The sequence below is a fragment of the Marinomonas foliarum genome, assembly GCF_003337275.1.
Taxonomy (GTDB): Bacteria; Pseudomonadota; Gammaproteobacteria; order Pseudomonadales; family Marinomonadaceae; genus Marinomonas; species Marinomonas foliarum.
On sequence record NZ_QPJQ01000001.1, the window covers coordinates 65,406 to 83,342 of the forward strand.

Sequence of the window (17,937 nt, forward strand, 5' to 3'; positions counted from 1 at the left end):
TTCAGAGTCGCGCCTTATTTGACGATTTCTCTGAAAGACTGAGGCTTAGTAGACTTATTCGCACCTTCCTTAAGCTGCTAGCGTCTTAATACTTGAACATTAAAGCCTTTTAAAGAAGAGGTTTTAGAGTAATGAGAGAAGTAATCTGAGAAATTTTCATCTATTACTTTTTTGTTCGTCAAACTAGCATGTCGAAGAAACAAGGTACCGTTTTTACGAATAGCCAGACCTTGGTGCGAGACATTCATATTCGTACCAATGTATTTCTTTATATCCCAATTAGGCCGTACCATACTGATCACACTGCCAGAAGGGATACGATCTAAAAGTGCCTGATTAACCTCATTTGTGTTACCACCAAACAGCGCCGTTAATGGTACATAAGGGATATAAGCAGGCTCTGCGGAATAAATACGGCCTTCATCATGTAACTGATTCAACAAAGTTAGACATTCGCTAGAAGAATCGGCATCACATTGCAGCACATCACCAGTAAGATACTTATACCACGCAGACTTATCTATCATCGCCTTCGCAACCCGCGCTTGGCCATGGCCAACATCCGGCGTGATGTCCATTAGCTTATCTTGGTTGTTGCGAAACCAATCAACACTCGGAAAATGATTACGAGAAACAAAATCAACGTTCGAGTTTCGATAGCGAATACTTTGTAAGTTTGACTGAAACTCATCAGACGTACTAGAAATAGCGCCAGCCAACACAGTTTCAACATAGGTAGTACAATCAAACACATCAAAACGGGTCAACGGATCTTTGTCATATTTACCCTGCTCACCTTCTCCAACACTACCGCCCACATAGATAGAACCTAGCAAGGTACGACTTAAAGCGTCTATTTTCTCTGCATTGGGCAAAGCAGAGCTATTGTCTATAGTTTGATAAAAAAGTGCTTTGTTTGCAGTATCAAGTGAGTTCAGTGCCATTGCAGGTGACAAAAAAAGAATAAGTGTAATAGCAGCAATGACTTTTTGAATAACCATGTTCATACGCCCCAACAGCTCCATTCAAGCTACTTTCAATTTAAAACATAAAAAAACAATCATTGTCTAAAAAACGAACACTCTATTGTGCTAGACTTATCAAATAATGCGGAATGAAGGTACGACTATGCAAATCAATAACTCGTCATTTATCTATGGTCAACAAGGCCTACAGCGTAGTCAAGACAAGCTAGACCAAGCAAGCCAAAAAGTAGCTGACGCATCGACCCGAACCTTGAGCCAACCAACTGACACCAAGGATACTGGACTTTACGGTTCACCAATTCAAGATGGCTTAATCGAAGCAAAAAGCAGCGTGTTAGAAGCGCAAGCCAATGCCAAAGTAATAGATTCATCCGATAAAACCATTGGTCGCCTCATCGATATAACCGTTTAATTACTCTGCTTCCTTCGTGTCTTAAATCGCTGTGTCCAATAATTTGCGAACGGCGTCAGAGGCTGTAAAACGCACAATACGACTCACCTCTTGACCATCTTTCAGAACGATTAAGGTCGGCCATAATTTAACACCAAACTGGCGCCCCAAACGTTTTCCTTTACCGTCAAATACCTTGATATGAGCCATATCTGAATATGATTGCATGGTTTCTTTCACGGCATCATGAGAAGCCTGACAATGACCGCACCAAGGCGCCCCGAACTCCAAAACGGCCACACCTTTTAGACTATTAATCTCATCAAGCGTTGGCGCTTCTTCTGCGTATTCTGGATTAAACCCAAATTGCGTTGCGTTCATAAAACTCCCCCTGCGACTATGATTCACCTCTACCTGATAACATTAAACTCTTCCTTACACTCATCGGATCCCATTTCGAACTCACGACAAATCCACGGACGGTTTTCATAAATAGTGCAAAGATAGGTCTCTCTATCAACGGCAGAGCACCAACCATCGTCTAATCTCAACATGGTTTCCCCACCCCACTCATCCACCGAAATATGTTTATCAGGCACACCAGTATCACTGATGATCATGACCTCCATCCGGCAGCAGCAAGCTTGACAGTTAGAGCAGACCACATCACTGGTAGAGATATTTTTCAATTCGATATTCATCGTTATTCTGTACCACCTAGAAAAATACAGTGTTGGTTAGTGGCCTAACCATTCGATAAGCAATAGTACACTCGATCTGGTGTGGAAGATATCTATCCCCTACGAGCACTGCGGTTCTTTAATTCAATGAAAACAGAGTGGTTATTTAAATAAAAAAGGAGACATACCATGCAAACTAGTTTATTAATACCTATCTCTTAAGGTGAAGTCCTCTTCCGTGAGAAACAAAATATCACCATGGTAAAATACCACTTATTTTTATCCATCAAGTTTGTGTGCATATCCTATTAATAGCAGCTAATTACATAGAAAAACTATGAGAAAATCATCTTAACTTTCTCCATAATTACCTTGCCCAAAGCAGCGTTATTTTCGACCGTGAAATGGATGCCATCCACACCGTCAGTTGTAATAAAGTCGCCAGCATTCAGAAATTCGATGTTCATAAAGTCAGCCAAGGCTGCATAATATTTGGGCAGTTCCAATGTTTTTTCAAGCCCTCCTTCGAATGTGCCTTGAAACCAAATATGCTTCAATTTACCAAGTGGCGGCGGTGCGACGAGAAGAACCTTAGGCGCCGAATACGATGTACCAACACCACCAGCACAACTAATCACTTGCCCAATTAATTTAGAAACACCATTCGCTATCTCGAACGCAGAGCGGTGAAAAAAAGCCTTTGTATCATTGGTGCCTAACATAATAATAACCAGATCTAGCGGAAGATGACTGGCCAGCGCGGAAGGCAGGTAGCTGGAGCCATTCAACCGTGGGTCAGTGGGGTCGTCTAACGATGTAGTACGTGCACTCAAACCTTCTTCAATTACATGAAAATCCGAACCTAATAACCCTCCCATCACGCCTGTCCAACGCTGTTCATAAGGGTAACGGCAAGTCGGAGCCCCCTCTTCGACTGGTATCCAGCCCCAAGTCAAAGAGTCCCCATAACAAAGTATGCTCTTTTTATTCGTCATTTTATTTGTCCTTTTTGAGTTAGTTGTGTTTAGTCAAATTGGTTATAGACCATAATATAATGGGGCGTGATGCTACCCATATCAGCGAAAACGGCTCAGATTCCCACCACACTCTTCCAAGGGCTATTCTCTTATTCATTCCGCTTAACTTTTGGACCGTATTCCATAAAATACAGCAGCCAAAAGAATGATCACGCCTTGCACAACCAGTTTCCCTGGCTCGCCTACGCCATAAATGGTCAGCACAACAAATAGCAAAGAGAAGGATAAAACACCAAAGAAAGGTCCCCATACACCACCTTCACCGCGACCAAAGGCGACACCACCAAGAATCGTCGCCGCCACAGCGAGAATAGGCAGATCTAAACCAATTCGAACACTGCCTACGGCAATAGATGCGGTTTGCACCAAACCAGCAATTCCGGCAATAACGCCCGCCATTGTATGTGCCACTATGACTGTCCGCTCGACAGGCACCCCTGAGAAATGTGCCGCCTCTGCGCTCTCCCCTACTGAGGTTACAAATCGACCATAGACAGAAAGCGATAGGAACAACGACATAATCAAAGTCAAGAATGCCCAGAAAATGACCGGATTAGGCATGACTCCCGTACGGGTGTTGTAGATATCTCTTAAAAATGTCGGTACATTTCCCGGCGGACTCCCACTGGATAGGAACTGAACCATCCCGATCAAAATGATACTCACCGCGAGTGTCACGATCACTGCAGACACACGTCGCTTAGCGATCATCCAACCGTTAAACATTCCGACGATAAATCCCGTGGCAACCGCGAGAAATATAAAGGCAGGAAGAGATGCACCGGGAAACATGCCCGAGGAAATATAATAATTGACCAGCAGGATTACCCCCCCACCCGAAAGATCAATCGATTTCACCCGCATTACTAGCAACTGACCTAGTACAAGAATACCAAGAGGGGCTACTTGACGGAGAAACACACCCAAAATGTTCAGATTTAGCATTTGTGGTCGTGTCAGCCATAGGATCAAGAACAGGGAAATGAAAACCAAATAAGATGGTGGAATCCGTAAAACTCGCTGAACTAAGGTCTGCAATTGAATTTTGGACATAATTTAAAGCCCCATTTTCTTGCGGGACTGTAACCCGACGACAATGAGTAAAATTCCACCTTTCACAACGGTTTGAACAAAGGGCGAAAGATTGACTAGGTTCATCCCGTTCGACATGAGTGCCAGTACTAACGCACCAATGACCGTTCCCTGTAGGCTGCCAACACCACCTGACAATTGAGTACCGCCCAACGCGACAGCAGTAATGCTGTCAAGCTCAAACAGCAATCCAACATTCGGATCACCAGAAGTAATTCTCCCAGCCAAAAAGATACCAGCGATGGTGGCAAAACAAGCAGACCCAACATAGGCAAGTACAATATTTCGACGAACGGCAATGCCGAAATTATGAGCTGCATCGGTTTGACCAGAAGCCATCCCACCGCCAATAGCAAACAGGTGTAGTCCATATCGAGATCTGTAGAGCAATTTCCAAGCAATAAGCACAACGACGATCCCCCAGAAAACGGGAAATGGTATACCGAAGAACTCACCTGAAACGGAGTCAAGCACCAATTGAGGAATTTCACCGCCTGACACAGGACGGATCAGACGTGTAGCCCCCAGCAACATATATTGCATTGCTAATGTAGCGATAATCGGATGCACGTTACAACGTGTCACGACCAGACCGTTCATCAGTCCGACCAATGCAGCGAGAACAAAAACTACAGGGAGTAAAACTATTGTCGGTGCATCTAATGACAAGATAGCCGTGGTAAAACTGATCACCGCACCAACGGATAGGTCAAGACCTCCAACCAATACCACCAACATCTGACCAATAGCTACTATGATCAAAGGCATCGCCTGAGCAATCAGGTTTTCAGCATTTTCTATCGTCGCAAAACGTGCTGTATTAAAAGACAACCACACACAGATCCCTAGAAAAACTAGGAGAGGAAAGCCCCATGCACCTTGGCGTGTATTCCGACGAGTCAAAATATCAATGTACTTACGCATAGTGGGCCTTCTTATCAGTTTTCAAGGCAGCATTGAGGATACTGTGCTCTGTGGCCTCAATCGCCAACATTTCAGCGACAATGGTATTTTCATGCACGACATACAATCGGTCACTTAAACCAATCAGTTCGAGAGTTTCTCTAGAAAGAACAAGGATCGCACCACCTTGCTCAGTAAATTCCCTTAATAATCGATAAATCTCCGACTTAGCCCCAATATCCACTCCGCGCGTCGGTTCCTCAATAACAAGAATGTCAGTCTTAGCAGCCAAATAGCGTCCAAGTAAAACCTTCTGCTGATTGCCTCCGGACAAGGATCGAACTCTCGCATTGGCATTTGGCGCTTTGACGTTCATCGACTGCATAATATCTGCAACTACGGGCCGATATTTTCGAACAAGGGCAATAGCGGCGCGGCGAGAGTGCAGACCAATAACAATGTTATGTAAAATCGGCAGTTCCAAAAACAATCCCTCTTCCTTTCGATCCTCAGGCACAAACCCAAGACCAAGTTTTTGAGTACGACGGATACCCGTAATACCAGAAAACGGTAACTCCAAAATCACCCCCTTAACCCTAATTTGACCCGAAAATAGTGCATGCTGTCCGATCAACGCACGCGAAAGTTTTTGCTGCCCCTGACCTTCTAAGCCTGCAAGGGCAACTATCTCACCTCTATGTAATGTTAGCGAAAGTGGACGGGCGTTTTCCGTGAGTTGTATGTCTTTTAGTTCCAGCACCACCTCTCCCGCCATAGTCGAGCGTGCTGGAAACAGGCTGGTTAACTCCCGCCCAACCATCATTTCGATCAATACATTAGGTGTGAGGTCAGAAATAGCCTGTTCACCAACCAGTTTTCCGTCTTTAAGAACCGTCACGGTATCGCAAATATTGAAGATTTCTTCCATCCGATGTGAAATATAGACAACCGCCTTACCACGTTCGCAAAGTTTACGAATACTAGTATTGAGCACCTCAACATCTGCGGCATTAAGTGCGGCAGTTGGTTCATCAAGAATCATCACGCTGGCGTCAGCTTCAATACCATGAGCAATCTCTACGAACTGTCGCTCGCCAATGGTCAGCGTTGAGACAAGTCGGGTTGGATCGAGGTCAAGCCCCAACTCATCCAAAGCACGACGTGTATCCCGTATCATAGCGTCATAATCAATTGCCCCAGTGCGAGTTAGCGGCTCTCGACCAAGAAACATATTTTCAGCTATTGATAGATTAGGCAGAAGCGAATGCTCCTGAAAAACAGTAGAAATACCAGAGTCAAGAGCATCGCGAGGGGACAGAAGATTAACTTTTTGGCCATTAATCTTGACTTGTCCGGCATCGGGCTGATGCACGCCAGCAAGAATTTTCATAAGAGTGGATTTTCCAGCACCATTTTCACCCATCAAAGCATGCACACTGCCAGAATTCAGCGAGAATGAAACTGAGTTTAGCACTTGGTTATGTCCAAAGGCTTTGCTAATCCCGTGCATCTCTACAATAATTGTCAACTTAATTTCTCCTATGTTTGGGTGATTTGCTTATTGTTCGACGAATACTGGAGACTGGAATGTACCACCCTCCAGTACCACGCAACCAAGAGAGTGTTGTATTACTTGTCGTAGTAGTGCAGCAATAGCTCTTCTGACAACTCTGATGGCCACCAAACATTTGCTGAGAGATCCTCACGGTATTGTTTCGTTGCTCGCTCACGATCCCATCCTGATGGATGATATATATAGCTACGATGAAGTGGTTTGCCTTCCAGCAGTGCAACAGCAGCTCGAATACCTGCGGCACCTTGAGCAGGACTATACTCAGGTGAAATTGAAGGAAAGCCATCGGATATCCATTGCTCAAAATAACCGTTATTTCCCTCACCTGATATAGGAGGAATATCTGCACCAAACTGTTTAAAAACGTCAATACAAGCACGGGTCATGTCCGCCCCAGAAGACCAGATTCCATCTACATTTGGGCTACTCAAATAAAGCGTTTCACAGATATTACGACTTTTATCATATTGCCAATCACCGTAACCTTCAGCAACAATCTTGATATCAGTACCCTTGATTGACTGTAATAATCCATTGTAGCGGTTGGTATCTTCAGGGTGTCCAGCAAGTCCACGCAATACCCAAATATTTCCTCTTTTATCCAGTTGATCAACTAGCCAATCCCCCATTACCTTACCAAAATGCTCAGCACCACCTTGAATTTCAGTAGTGAAGGCATCAGAATTGATTCGTCCAGTATGAAGCACAACAGGGATCCCCGCCGCGATGGCCTTCTCTATGCCACGGTTAGCAGAAGTGGTCGTCACGGGCATTACTATGATTGCATCCACCTCCTGAGCAATCAGATCTTCAATATCGGCAACCTGTTTCCTTTGGTCAAAACCAGCATCAAGCATAATGAACTTTGTGATGCGACCATCCAAGTTCGCTGCATATTCCGCTTCATGTGCAACCTGCACAGTCCAGGTATTAGCATTGACACCAAAATGACTCATGCCAATAACCCAAGGCGCTTCTGTCTTATAGGAATCAGCTTTAACAATGGCTGTATTATCAGGATTGATGGCAATGCCCTGCATCACATCACCAGCAATAATATCCACATCACTTTCAGCCAAAGCAATGCTCGTTAGGAAACCAGATACAATTAAGGGTATCAGTCCAAATTTTAGTGTCTTTTGTAGCTGTCGCATGTGTTACTCCTATTTTTTTGTTTTTAGATACGGGTTAGAACCCACGAACACATAAATTCATCTCATCGGATATGGAACTATAGAAAACGCCTCATCCAAAAAGTCCACAGACTTGGCCTCATCAGCCCCTCTAAAAATCCAATTCCACTAGCAGTTTTCCTTCGTCTACCCACCACTATGAAAGAAAGTATATACAGCGAAACATCTACCAGTCAATAATTATTCACTATGAATGATTAACTAAATCATTCATAGTGAATAATTATTGTTGTTGCACAAACCCGCCCAAACTGCCTATAATCAAACGCAATGGCAAAAACAAAAGCCATTAAGCAGTTAATAAATAAGTAGTACAAACCTCAGCGGTGGACATTCCCTCATGAAAAATCTTCTCTGTTATGGCGACTCCAATACACACGGCCAAATACCAGGCGGTCAATCTACGGAGCGATTTGGACCAGATGACAGATGGCCTGGTGTTCTAGCACGTAAACTAGGAAGTAGTTGGCATGTCATTGAAGAAGGATTGAGTGGCCGTACTACGGTTCGCAACGACCCAGTTGAAGGCAAGCATAAGAATGGTCGGCGCTATTTAACACCCTGTCTGCAAAGCCATGCACCACTGGACTTAATCATACTGATGCTAGGAACCAATGACCTGAAACGTCGATTTTGGCTAACAGCGTCTGAAGTCGCAATGGGAATCAGCTGTCTAGTACACGACATCAAAGAACTTGCGCCGGGTCCAGCCGGACGTGTACCCGAAATCTTGATTGTTTCTCCTCCCCCTATGCTAAACGACCTTAAAGAATGGTCAGCCATATTCGAAGGAGCACAGAAAACTTCACGAGAGCTGGCCATGGCCTACGAAATAATGGCCGACTCACTAGAAGTCCATTTTTTTGATGCCTCATCCGTTTGTGTTAGCGCCCCTGAAGATGGGTTCCACATGGACCTCCAAGCACACCATTTACTAGGTGAAGCCCTTGCTCAAGAGATAGTTAATATTGGATGGATAAATGATAATTAAGATTCAAATCATGGAAGTTTGCTAATGCCAGACATGCGCTTTTCCCCCCCAAATCCACTCCGTATTGCTGACCGTACGTCTGGATTAAATGCCGTTAGAGTACGTAGTCACAATGAACGCTTGGTTCTTTCAATGCTCTTGCGCAATGGTAATATCTCACGACTAAAGATTGGTGAGAGTTCAGGGTTATCCGCGCAGACTGTTTCAGTCATAGTGCGTTCACTCGAAAAAGAGGGCCTTATCGTTAGTGGCAGCGCACAAAAAGGCCGCGTGGGGCCACCGACCATCCCCCTTTCCCTTAATGCAGAGGGCGCCTATTCAATAGGGATTAGTATCGGTATTCGCAAGACCCATGTCGTCTTGATCAATTTTTTAGGCGAGATTACCGCACACTCTCAGTTTTCCCATGAATTTCCAGGAAATGATATAGTACACCCTGATATCTTTGTGGCAGTAGAAGAACTTCTTTCAAAACTGTCCGTTAAGAAAAGGGAGCGAGTCGCCGGAATTGGTCTTGCTTTGGCTGATACTTTCCGCGAATCTGAGGCGCTAAATGTTCTCCGAGAACTACTTGAAAAAGAGTTTTCATTAGAGGTATTTATTCAAACCGATATAACCTCAGCCGCTTCTGGCGAAAGCATGTTCGGGAAGGCCAAAAACCTAGAGAACTACCTTTTCTTTTATATTGGTGCCCAAATCCACTCCCGCCTTGTGTTGAACCACCAAATTCTTCGTAGTGCAACTAGCGCAACCTATGACGGCGGAACCTTAGAGCTTGAGAAACGACTAGGATCAGATAACCTATCTATTAATGAATTAGAACAACTAACAGAGCAGGAGTCTCAACACTCAAAAGACCTGCAAGAATGGACAGAACAATGCTCTGCACTCATTCGCGAGAAACTACGCGACGCAAGTCAATTTGTTGATGTTGAAGCCCTGCTACTGTCATCCTATATTCCCAATACTATGCTTCAAAATATCAGCACTGCATTGGTATTACCTGAAACAGGACCAGAAGTTGTCGTTAGCGAATTAACGAAAGCCCCAAAAGCCGTCGGAGCTGCTAGTCTTCCATTCGCTGGCCGATTCATGCTGTAAATATTCCGTTTGATAACATTCTTGGGCATACATTTTTGTATTTATTCTATAAACTCCTGAGCCCAATAAACTACGGTACTGGAGTCTATAAAAATATCACCTTTAATTCACAGAACTTTCAAATGCTCTTCGTTTGCAATCCAATACTCTAGTTCCTCTCTCGATAAAGGTGGAGACAATAAATATCCTTGGATAATCTGATAGCCTATAGTCGATAAATAAGATAATTGTTGTTGTGTTTCAACACCTTCAGCAACTGGCACAGCATCAATCTTTTGACAAATAGAGAACACTACCTCGCTTAATTCTTTTGATAGTTTATTAGGCAGCTCACTGACAAAAGAGCGATCTAACTTGAGCTGGGAAACGGGAAATTTTAACAACCTTTTTAGATTTGAATAATCCGTCCCAAAATCATCTAAAGAAATAGCCACCCCCAGCGCATGAATTCGTGCAATAGTATTATCAAAACAGCACGATGTGTTGATGGACTTATTCTCAGTCACTTCTATAACCAAATCCGATGGCAATAAGCTATTTTCCTCTAGAATAGCTTGTACCTTTTGTTCTAGGTGGGCGTAAGTAAAGGTAAGCGGTGAAAAATTAACGGCAACGGTAGGGATGTGAATGCCCTGCTCTCGCCATAGCGCTAATTGCCGACAAGCTCGACTCATTACCCATATATCCAAATCCGCTATTAACTCATGCTCTTCTGCCAAAGCAATAAAGTCGTCAGGAGCAACACGGCCAAATTCTTTGTTTGTCCACCTTGCTAACACCTCCACACCATGAAGGCTATTATCTGTAATATTTATCTGTGGCTGATAATGCAGGTCGAGCAAGTCGTCATTCAGATCATCTATCAAAGCCTGAACTTTTTTAGCTGAAGACAATGCAACTACATGCTCCTGCTCTACTAAGCGGTTTTGAAAAAACAGGCTGTAATATTGCTTCCCTAATAACCAAAAAGCATCCGCCCACACTTTCACTTTATGTGTATTAACCCCATTATCCATAAATAAAAGCCTGGCCTCCTTTCCAATAGAATCTTTGAACTCACTCAGCTGAAACAGTCGACTCTCATCATCTAACCAAAAACGATCAAACGGTAGTATTGTCTGTATTGTTAGAGCCAATCGAGCTAATTTCGCCTCATCGTTACAAGAAACAATCACACCCTTACTGTTTAATACAATAAAGCCACCATTCGTTTCTTGTATGTGATGCCAATCGCACTCAGTATCTAAACCATCATTTTTCACAAAAAAACCTTCAACTGCATGCCTCGATTCGTACATAACGCAATCAAAATTTTGTCTTTTAGACACAAAATCCAGCCAATATTGCCTATAAGGCAAAATGTGTCAAGTGAATTGCCTTATAGGTTTTGCTCTGTAAGCAAAGCAGGACGGATAATTAAAGTATGAATATTGGACATGTGATAAAAACTTTGAGGACTCAAAGGGGTCTGACGCAAGAGCAAATAGCCCTGGAAGCTGATATAGCAACCAGCAATATATCGCGCATTGAAAAAGGTCAAAGGCAGCCTTCACAAAAGGTACTACACAAGATTGCTCAAGCACTCGATACCAAACCGTCTGTGCTATACACGGCTAGTGAGCAGCCAATAAGCCAGATATCGGTTTTTTTACAGCAAGAAGGTATGCTGAAAAAAGAAAAAATAGAAGTGGATAGCCTTTTACTAAAGCAAGATTCACAAACAATGCTGTCGTTATTTAATGAGTTAACGCCAAGCAATAAATCATTGTTATTAGAACAGCTTAAAACTCTGCATAGCTGGCAAAATAAACCCAGCTCATAAACAAATCATTTTAAAATATAGCAACTTATGTGTTTTTAGGCCCCATAAAAATAGATTGAAAAATAGTGACAAACTGTCCCACCAAGTACAAATAAATGCCAAACCAAATGCCCGTAGCGCAATCGTGAATCCAGCACAAAAAACACCACACCAAGAGTGTAAAGCACGCCGCCCAACACTAACAAAAGTAGTCCTGTTGGTGCCATCAAAGCAACAAGCGGCTTAATCGCAATAAGAATCAGCCACCCCAACACAACATAAAGTATGGTTGAAACGGCTGGGTGAGAGACTTTGCCAAACGCCTTTAGCCCAACGCCAATACTTGCAAGCACCCAAACAGATATTAGTAAAGACCAACCCCACGCACCACCCAATACCCCCAACATAAATGGCGTATAAGTTCCGGCAATCAATAAATACACAGCCGAGTGATCGATTACTCGAAAGACATATTTTAGTTTACCTTTAGGCATTGCATGGTAAAGAGTAGAGGCTAAATACAATATGATCATCGTTGCTGAAAAAACACTGACTCCAACAACGTAACTCAAATCAGCGTATCGAATCGCGCTCAAAATAAGAAACGGAGTACCAACAATGGCAGCAATTAAGCCTAAACCATGGCTGATACTATTAGCCACTTCTTCTCCAAGCGATTGGTGACGGTTAGACGTCAGCTTTCCCATACTTCCCTACCTAACGTTAATTGGACTCATACCAGCATGGAGCAAGAAAACAAAATTAACAACGAAAGAGAATGAATAAACAATGGAAGCCTAGCAACAAAAACCTACATACTAACTCTGACAAATAATGGGCGCTTGATATTCTAGATCCAACAACTGAAAATAATTTTCACCCAAGGCAATATTTCGAAAGGCATCATCATCGATATACTGCAGAATTCTGCTAGTCGCTTCCAGCTCGGATTGATACACCTTAAAATTATTTCCGCGAAAAGCAACAAAATCAGAGCCAGGCAGAATACGATCTGAGTAACGATTCATAAAAGCAACGTACTCGCTCCGATTCCCAAACTTACTAAAATAGTAATCTTCAAGAACACGCCACGAAATATCTATCATCAAATTCGGGTATTGATCTAACAGGCGCGACAAAATAGCAATGTGTTCTGAAGCATCCAACGATTTTTGTTCATAAGAAATCCCCATGTGCGCCCAGACGATTTTATTATCAGGATAAAGTGTTAACGCTTTCTCCATTAAGGGCAAATATAAGGTTGGCGTTGCGTTGTTACCGATATCGGAGTGAATCGTTATCGGGTAATCTCTGGCTCTTAACTCGGCCATAAAACCCGCCCACTTTGTGATGTCTTTTGGTGTCGCGGGTTTATGTCGATTATTAAATTGAGCTTGCTTCACCAAATTCACTTCCCCCATCCAGTGAAATAGTCCTGGGTATTCCTTTTCGTAAAGCTCCATCAAGGCAACGGTCGGTTCAGGATCAGACAAGTCCGTAAAGGTCATCGACAAAGTCAGGTGAAGATCATCGGGCTTGTACTCCACCATGTTCGCAGCATTAACAAAATCATTTCGCGTTGTAGGCGATACTGGCGTGCCTGGGCATTTTAAATAATTCGAACAAGAAGAGTTAGCTGGCAACATTTGTCCAATGCCATACACATTGGCAAAGCGCACACTGGTTTGAGATAAATAGTCATTCACTTCATTAAAGGGAATCGCTCGACCATCAAATGGTCGGTAATGTAAATGCGTATCTACAACTGGAGTGTAAGGCTCTGTTTCTCGATCATAACAAGCTGAAGAACCTTTAAATGAGTCTAATGAACGATTTACTGGGGTGTTATCAGAAGAGGCACAACCTCCAGCTAACAAAGAAGCAAAAATGGCGAAAGGAAAACAACGACGCATGACAAACATCCCACTGAATCACATTGAAAAGGTAAACAGAAAGGAACATTACAAAACATCCCTTCTAATGTGTAAACCACTATATCACTGTAAATCACAACACTAAGAAAATCGTCTTGAGCTATAAGTCATTGATAAATGAAATTATCACGCAAAAGCCAGTAAAAGAACGCCAAATAAAATGCGATACCAGCCAAATGCCACAAAGGTAAATTTTTCCAAAAACACCATAAACAGCTTCATAACAATAAAAGCACTTAGAAAAGCCACTACAAACCCAATTGCCAAAGGTACCCACAGCTCCCCCGAGAACTCGTTATAATTGGAAAGAAGATCATAACCCGAAGCAGCCATCATCACAGGTAACGCCAATAAGAAGGAAAACTCCGCACTGGCCTTTCTGCTTAATCCCACAAGCAAGGCCCCCACAATCGTTGAGCCTGCACGGCTGGTGCCGGGAATAAGCGCAAAAATCTGGGCAATACCGACCCACAGAGACTGCTTAAAATCCAGATCATCCAAGCTATTCACTCTCGGAGACTTATGCTTTATATACCTCTCTGTCAGTAAAAAAACTCCACCTCCGACAATAAACATGGTCGCTACGACAGACACGGAAAACATCGCTTTTATTTGATGCCGAAATAAAAAGCCCACTATAGCAACCGGTAAGAAGGCCACGAATACCTGGCACCATAAACGGAAATACTTCACAGAAAAACGCTCTTTATAATTCGCCACAACCGCCAAAATAGCCGCCAGCTGAATAATCACCTCAAACGCTTTATTGCCTTCTGATTGCTCCATTCCCAACCATTGACTAACAACAATCAAATGGCCTGTTGAAGAGATAGGTAAGAACTCTGTCGCTCCCTCAACCAGCCCAAGAATGACACTATGAAATACATCCACTACAACCTACCTTCCACTACTTACAACGACTGGACCATTCAATGAAATCAAATGCATAATCATTTGCGCCGGCAATGTAAAACATTTTAGGTGAAAGAAAAATAAAAAATGCTTAACAAGAATCTTGACCTAGGACCTAGATCTAAGGTTTATACTGAAAGGAAATAAACAGGAGCAAGAAATGTATCGCATTGGGGAACTAGCAAAGGCCTGTGACATCAACAATGACACATTACGCTTTTACGAAAAAAACGCCCTACTCAGCCCATCAAGTCGATCTGAGTCTGGCTATCGTCTTTACACTGAAAAAGACAAAGACATTCTGCAATTCATCCTACGCGCAAAGAACGTTGGATTCACTCTGGCAGAAATTCGTGAATTACTTTCAATTGAAGTTAATAAAGCCGACAACGCCTGTGCTGATGTTAAAGAGCTTGTCGATACCAAACTCTCAGCTGTCGAAAGGAAACTTGCAGAACTCACTCGTTTTCAAACCTCACTCAAACGCCTATCCGATGCCTGCTGTGGCGGTGAAGAAAGCGCCGAGCATTGCACCATACTTGAAGCGCTAGAATCCAATACAGATGATGTCCGTCATGAACATCATCATGATTAGATATTCAATCAATCAGCTTGTTATTCTCATCGAAAAAGGGAAACGGGCCCGCTGACTTTTCTCCGGATTCAATATAACTGATATGACTCACCAGACTGTCTAACTCAAGTTTAAACAACTGAATCGCTGGCGGTTCAAGGGAAAATCTAGAAGGTGCATTAGGGTTTAAATCCAAGGTCACTGCATGACTGTGAGATGGCCCAACCCAAACTGGCAGCCCATTCCATGTTGCATAAATAGCACGGTGTAAATGCCCTGCTACCAAACCTTTGACTTGTTTATGCTGCTGAAGCACTTGCCATAGATCTTCATCGTTAAGAAGTTTTTGTACATCCATATGATCAATTCCCACCTTCATCGGCGGATGATGGAGAAAAATCAATGTCGGTAAGGCGCTTTGCTCATTAAGTTGAGAGTCCAACCAGACTAACGATTCTGGCGTTAGCTTCCCATAAGGCTTACCCAAGACAGAGGAATCCAAACCAATTAGATGGTAGCCATCAACTTGTTGGGAAAAATGGCAATACTCAGGGTGATCAAAACTCGCAAATCCATCAAAAGCCACTCTAAGATGATCTCTATGATCATGATTCCCAGGAATAACCTTAACCGGCGCCTTAAGCTTCTTTAGCTCTGGCACCAAGACCTCGTACTCTTCAGGTATACCAAAGTCACCTAAGTCACCGGTTATCACCACCCAATCTGGCTGAGGTAATAACTCATTAATATGGTTAACAGCATTTTTTAAGCACTGTAGAGTATCCACTTTTTGATACGCAATTTTTCCATCCTTTTTGATGTGCAAATCTGTTAACTGGGCAATTAGCATACTTCCTCCGATCCAGAATTGGGCAATAACACAAGACATGAAGGAGGTATGACTAAACCAACTCGATCCCCCATGCTGTAGCGTTTTCGCTCAAAGCAATCCACATGTACCAATTCTTTAACACCTTCTACGCTGAGCAAAACTCGCGTTCTGTCTCCTAAAAATACACTGTGTGACACGGCGCCTTTTAGCGTGGCGTCCTCAAACGTCGTTAAGCGCATATCCTCAGGACGAGCCATACATCGGAGTCGGTCACCTTCTTTGCAGCTAGAAAATAATGCTTCAGGCAACGGAATAAAATTAGAGCTAAAAGACAGAGCTTGACCATTCAATAAGCCATCAAAATGATTCATTTGACCAATAAAGTTTGCAACAAACTCACTATTTGGCGATAAATAAACCTCTTCAGCGGTCCCAATTTGCGCAATTTCACCGCGATCCAAAATGGCAATTCGATCTCCCATCGCCATCGCCTCTTCTTGATCGTGAGTCACATAAACCGCGGTGATACCTAAACGTTTCAACAACGCATTGATGTCCGTTCGCAAGCGTTTTTTCAACAAGGCATCTAAGGCAGACAAAGGCTCATCAAGCAAGAGTACTTCTGGCTCTGTGATAATGGCACGCGCCAAAGCGACTCGCTGACGCTGCCCACCAGACAACTGATCAATGCCACGGTGGGCATAAGACTCAAGATCAAATAACTCAAGCATTTCCTGGACTTTTTTCTGTTTTAACTCTTTGCTCTCGCCACGTACTCGCAATCCATACGCGATGTTCTCACTCACATTCATATTGGGAAACAAGGCATAGGATTGAAACACCATACCAACGCGGCGTTGTTCGATGGCAATGTTGGTGACGTTTCTTTCACCAAACAAAATTTGCCCGCCTTGATCGCAAAACTCCAAACCAGCGATAAGGCGCAACGTTGTGGTTTTGCCACAACCAGAAGGTCCCAGTAAAACTAAAATTTCGCCTTTCTCAATGTGCAGGTCTAAAGGCTTTAAAGCCAATGTCCCGTCTGAAAAAGTTTTCTGTACCTGCTTTAAAGTAATCGCCACACTTGTTGCTGTATTTTTCATTATGTTACTCATCTTGTTTATTCGTAGATGCGTTTATATCCGCTCTATGCCATACGCTTCGGTTTTCGGTTCAGCCACTGTGCCGCGATCAATAAAGGCAAAATCATCCCAAGGAAAATCAAGGTATAAGCCGAACTCACCTCCAACCGCATTGAGGCATAAGAATCCGCTAACCCCACTGGCAAGGTTTTGGTTAACGGTGTATGCAACATCCACGTCAGGTTAAATTCCCCTGCAGACAAGGTCAGAGTCATCAAGACACCACTGACAATACCCGTTTTGCAATTAGGCACGATGACATGAAAAAAGCGTTGCCAAAAACTCGCTCCCAAACTGGCGGCTCCTTCCTCTAACACTCTAAAGTTAATACTTTGCAATACCGCCAACACCGACTTCACCATGAATGGCAAAGTAAAAATCACGTGCCCAACCAAGATAAATAACCAACTCATACGAAACTCACTAATACCGCCATAAACAGAAATTAAGCCGAGCGCAATTGCCATACCTGGTATAGCAATGGGCAGCGTCAGACATTCATCCAAAAACGCCGATAATTTGCTGCGTGTTCGAGCTAAATAGTAAGCACAAGGCACACCAATACAAAGATTCACCAAAGTCGTCACTAGGGCAATCCCCATGGTCAGCCAAATAGTATCGGCATACATTCTCCAAACCTGCTCAACCCAGCGAAGAGTCAGACCGCTCTTAACGCCAACAAAATAGTTATTAGTCAGCCCCGCTGTGATCGACATGAAAATCGGCACAATCAAAAAAGCACAAACGAGCAAAGTGAAAGCCAGCTGCAAATAAAAATACATCCCCTTTTTCATA

At 43.3% G+C, this 17,937-nt stretch carries 20 protein-coding genes; 5 read left to right on the plus strand and 15 right to left on the minus strand.

The genetic code is table 11. From position 1 onward, the window contains the following. Positions 1 to 77: 77 nt before the first annotated feature. Entirely contained in the window at positions 78 to 1,007 is a 930-nt protein-coding gene (locus tag DFP77_RS00305) for an N-acetylmuramoyl-L-alanine amidase-like domain-containing protein (RefSeq protein ID WP_114410444.1), read from the minus strand. Between the two features lie 121 nt (positions 1,008 to 1,128). On the opposite strand from DFP77_RS00305, the gene DFP77_RS00310 reads away from it, so the two are divergent. Then, positions 1,129 to 1,398 (plus strand): hypothetical protein, encoded by a 270-nt coding sequence (locus DFP77_RS00310; protein WP_114410309.1) that lies wholly within the window; start codon positions 1,129 to 1,131, stop codon positions 1,396 to 1,398. A gap of 21 nt (positions 1,399 to 1,419) precedes the next feature. Here the strand turns inward: DFP77_RS00310 and DFP77_RS00315 are convergent, their stop codons facing one another. From DFP77_RS00315 to DFP77_RS00345, 7 genes are all read right to left on the minus strand, one after another. Continuing rightward, positions 1,420 to 1,758 carry a thioredoxin family protein gene (locus DFP77_RS00315; protein WP_114410310.1) on the minus strand — a complete coding sequence of 113 codons (339 nt, stop codon included), beginning with the start codon at positions 1,756 to 1,758 and terminating at the stop codon, positions 1,420 to 1,422. Positions 1,759 to 1,787: 29 nt separating this feature from the next. Beyond that, a complete protein-coding gene (locus DFP77_RS00320) occupies positions 1,788 to 2,078 on the minus strand; it encodes a YkgJ family cysteine cluster protein (RefSeq protein WP_114410311.1) in 291 nt (96 codons plus the stop codon). Positions 2,079 to 2,392: 314 nt separating this feature from the next. Continuing rightward, positions 2,393 to 3,052: an SGNH/GDSL hydrolase family protein gene (locus tag DFP77_RS00325; protein WP_114410312.1), complete on the minus strand. Its 660-nt coding sequence runs from the start codon at positions 3,050 to 3,052 to the stop codon at positions 2,393 to 2,395. A gap of 144 nt (positions 3,053 to 3,196) precedes the next feature. Continuing rightward, a complete protein-coding gene (locus DFP77_RS00330; RefSeq protein ID WP_114410313.1) occupies positions 3,197 to 4,147 on the minus strand; it encodes an ABC transporter permease in 951 nt (316 codons plus the stop codon). A gap of 3 nt (positions 4,148 to 4,150) precedes the next feature. Continuing rightward, positions 4,151 to 5,110, minus strand: coding sequence for an ABC transporter permease (locus DFP77_RS00335; protein WP_114410314.1), 960 nt, complete (start codon positions 5,108 to 5,110; stop codon positions 4,151 to 4,153). Continuing rightward, positions 5,103 to 6,617 (minus strand): sugar ABC transporter ATP-binding protein, encoded by a 1,515-nt coding sequence (locus DFP77_RS00340; protein WP_114410315.1) that lies wholly within the window; start codon positions 6,615 to 6,617, stop codon positions 5,103 to 5,105. Before DFP77_RS00340 ends, DFP77_RS00335 begins: the two co-directional genes overlap by 8 nt. A 101-nt stretch (positions 6,618 to 6,718) precedes the next feature. Then, positions 6,719 to 7,816, minus strand: a complete 1,098-nt coding sequence (locus DFP77_RS00345; RefSeq protein ID WP_114410316.1) for an ABC transporter substrate-binding protein — start codon at positions 7,814 to 7,816, stop codon at positions 6,719 to 6,721. 379 nt (positions 7,817 to 8,195) lie between these two features. Here DFP77_RS00345 and DFP77_RS00350 point away from each other — a divergent pair, with 379 nt between their 5' ends. After that, positions 8,196 to 8,846, plus strand: coding sequence for an SGNH/GDSL hydrolase family protein (locus DFP77_RS00350; RefSeq protein WP_114410317.1), 651 nt, complete (start codon positions 8,196 to 8,198; stop codon positions 8,844 to 8,846). A gap of 24 nt (positions 8,847 to 8,870) precedes the next feature. Then, the gene (locus tag DFP77_RS00355; protein ID WP_114410318.1) at positions 8,871 to 9,947 is read left to right on the plus strand and encodes an ROK family transcriptional regulator; all 1,077 of its coding nucleotides are present in this window, start codon (positions 8,871 to 8,873) and stop codon (positions 9,945 to 9,947) included. Positions 9,948 to 10,054: 107 nt separating this feature from the next. Here the strand turns inward: DFP77_RS00355 and DFP77_RS00360 are convergent, their stop codons facing one another. Then, on the minus strand, positions 10,055 to 11,209 hold the full coding sequence (locus DFP77_RS00360) for an EAL domain-containing protein (RefSeq protein WP_181858468.1): 1,155 nt from the start codon (positions 11,207 to 11,209) through the stop codon (positions 10,055 to 10,057). Between the two features lie 161 nt (positions 11,210 to 11,370). Here DFP77_RS00360 and DFP77_RS00365 point away from each other — a divergent pair, with 161 nt between their 5' ends. After that, a complete protein-coding gene (locus DFP77_RS00365; protein WP_114410320.1) occupies positions 11,371 to 11,769 on the plus strand; it encodes a helix-turn-helix domain-containing protein in 399 nt (132 codons plus the stop codon). A 35-nt stretch (positions 11,770 to 11,804) separates the two neighbouring features. Here DFP77_RS00365 and trhA read toward each other — a convergent pair whose 3' ends face one another. The 3 genes from trhA to DFP77_RS00380 form a co-directional block, all read right to left on the minus strand. Continuing rightward, the gene (gene trhA, locus DFP77_RS00370) at positions 11,805 to 12,455 is read right to left on the minus strand and encodes a PAQR family membrane homeostasis protein TrhA (protein ID WP_114410321.1); all 651 of its coding nucleotides are present in this window, start codon (positions 12,453 to 12,455) and stop codon (positions 11,805 to 11,807) included. 111 nt (positions 12,456 to 12,566) lie between these two features. After that, positions 12,567 to 13,661, minus strand: coding sequence for an amidohydrolase family protein (locus DFP77_RS00375; RefSeq protein WP_114410322.1), 1,095 nt, complete (start codon positions 13,659 to 13,661; stop codon positions 12,567 to 12,569). Between the two features lie 147 nt (positions 13,662 to 13,808). Beyond that, positions 13,809 to 14,573, minus strand: coding sequence for an undecaprenyl-diphosphate phosphatase (locus DFP77_RS00380; RefSeq protein ID WP_114410323.1), 765 nt, complete (start codon positions 14,571 to 14,573; stop codon positions 13,809 to 13,811). Between the two features lie 181 nt (positions 14,574 to 14,754). On the opposite strand from DFP77_RS00380, the gene zntR reads away from it, so the two are divergent. After that, positions 14,755 to 15,189, plus strand: a complete 435-nt coding sequence (gene zntR, locus DFP77_RS00385; protein WP_114410324.1) for a Zn(2+)-responsive transcriptional regulator — start codon at positions 14,755 to 14,757, stop codon at positions 15,187 to 15,189. Between the two features lie 4 nt (positions 15,190 to 15,193). Here the strand turns inward: zntR and DFP77_RS00390 are convergent, their stop codons facing one another. From DFP77_RS00390 to DFP77_RS00400, 3 genes are read right to left on the minus strand one after another with little or no spacing between them, the layout of a single operon-like run. Beyond that, a complete protein-coding gene (locus DFP77_RS00390) occupies positions 15,194 to 16,018 on the minus strand; it encodes a phosphodiesterase (protein ID WP_114410325.1) in 825 nt (274 codons plus the stop codon). Continuing rightward, complete coding sequence (locus DFP77_RS00395; protein ID WP_114410326.1) at positions 16,012 to 17,103, minus strand: ABC transporter ATP-binding protein; 1,092 nt, start codon at positions 17,101 to 17,103, stop codon at positions 16,012 to 16,014. Before DFP77_RS00395 ends, DFP77_RS00390 begins: the two co-directional genes overlap by 7 nt. A gap of 44 nt (positions 17,104 to 17,147) precedes the next feature. Continuing rightward, entirely contained in the window at positions 17,148 to 17,936 is a 789-nt protein-coding gene (locus DFP77_RS00400) for an ABC transporter permease (RefSeq protein ID WP_114410327.1), read from the minus strand. Position 17,937: the final 1 nt, after the last annotated feature.

Excerpts from the sequence above, each read along its gene's own strand:
- DFP77_RS00305 (WP_114410444.1), bottom strand. The coding sequence starts at position 1,007 with ATGAACATGGTTATTCAAAAAGTCATTGCTGCTATTACACTTATTCTT.
- DFP77_RS00310 (WP_114410309.1), top strand. The coding sequence starts at position 1,129 with ATGCAAATCAATAACTCGTCATTTATCTATGGTCAACAAGGCCTACAG.
- DFP77_RS00315 (WP_114410310.1), bottom strand. The coding sequence starts at position 1,758 with ATGAACGCAACGCAATTTGGGTTTAATCCAGAATACGCAGAAGAAGCG.
- DFP77_RS00320 (WP_114410311.1), bottom strand. The coding sequence starts at position 2,078 with ATGAATATCGAATTGAAAAATATCTCTACCAGTGATGTGGTCTGCTCT.
- DFP77_RS00325 (WP_114410312.1), bottom strand. The coding sequence starts at position 3,052 with ATGACGAATAAAAAGAGCATACTTTGTTATGGGGACTCTTTGACTTGG.
- DFP77_RS00330 (WP_114410313.1), bottom strand. The coding sequence starts at position 4,147 with ATGTCCAAAATTCAATTGCAGACCTTAGTTCAGCGAGTTTTACGGATT.
- DFP77_RS00335 (WP_114410314.1), bottom strand. The coding sequence starts at position 5,110 with ATGCGTAAGTACATTGATATTTTGACTCGTCGGAATACACGCCAAGGT.
- DFP77_RS00345 (WP_114410316.1), bottom strand. The coding sequence starts at position 7,816 with ATGCGACAGCTACAAAAGACACTAAAATTTGGACTGATACCCTTAATT.
- DFP77_RS00350 (WP_114410317.1), top strand. The coding sequence starts at position 8,196 with ATGAAAAATCTTCTCTGTTATGGCGACTCCAATACACACGGCCAAATA.
- DFP77_RS00355 (WP_114410318.1), top strand. The coding sequence starts at position 8,871 with ATGCCAGACATGCGCTTTTCCCCCCCAAATCCACTCCGTATTGCTGAC.
- DFP77_RS00365 (WP_114410320.1), top strand. The coding sequence starts at position 11,371 with ATGAATATTGGACATGTGATAAAAACTTTGAGGACTCAAAGGGGTCTG.
- trhA (WP_114410321.1), bottom strand. The coding sequence starts at position 12,455 with ATGGGAAAGCTGACGTCTAACCGTCACCAATCGCTTGGAGAAGAAGTG.
- DFP77_RS00375 (WP_114410322.1), bottom strand. The coding sequence starts at position 13,661 with ATGCGTCGTTGTTTTCCTTTCGCCATTTTTGCTTCTTTGTTAGCTGGA.
- zntR (WP_114410324.1), top strand. The coding sequence starts at position 14,755 with ATGTATCGCATTGGGGAACTAGCAAAGGCCTGTGACATCAACAATGAC.
- DFP77_RS00390 (WP_114410325.1), bottom strand. The coding sequence starts at position 16,018 with ATGCTAATTGCCCAGTTAACAGATTTGCACATCAAAAAGGATGGAAAA.
- DFP77_RS00395 (WP_114410326.1), bottom strand. The coding sequence starts at position 17,103 with ATGAAAAATACAGCAACAAGTGTGGCGATTACTTTAAAGCAGGTACAG.
- DFP77_RS00400 (WP_114410327.1), bottom strand. The coding sequence starts at position 17,936 with ATGAAAAAGGGGATGTATTTTTATTTGCAGCTGGCTTTCACTTTGCTC.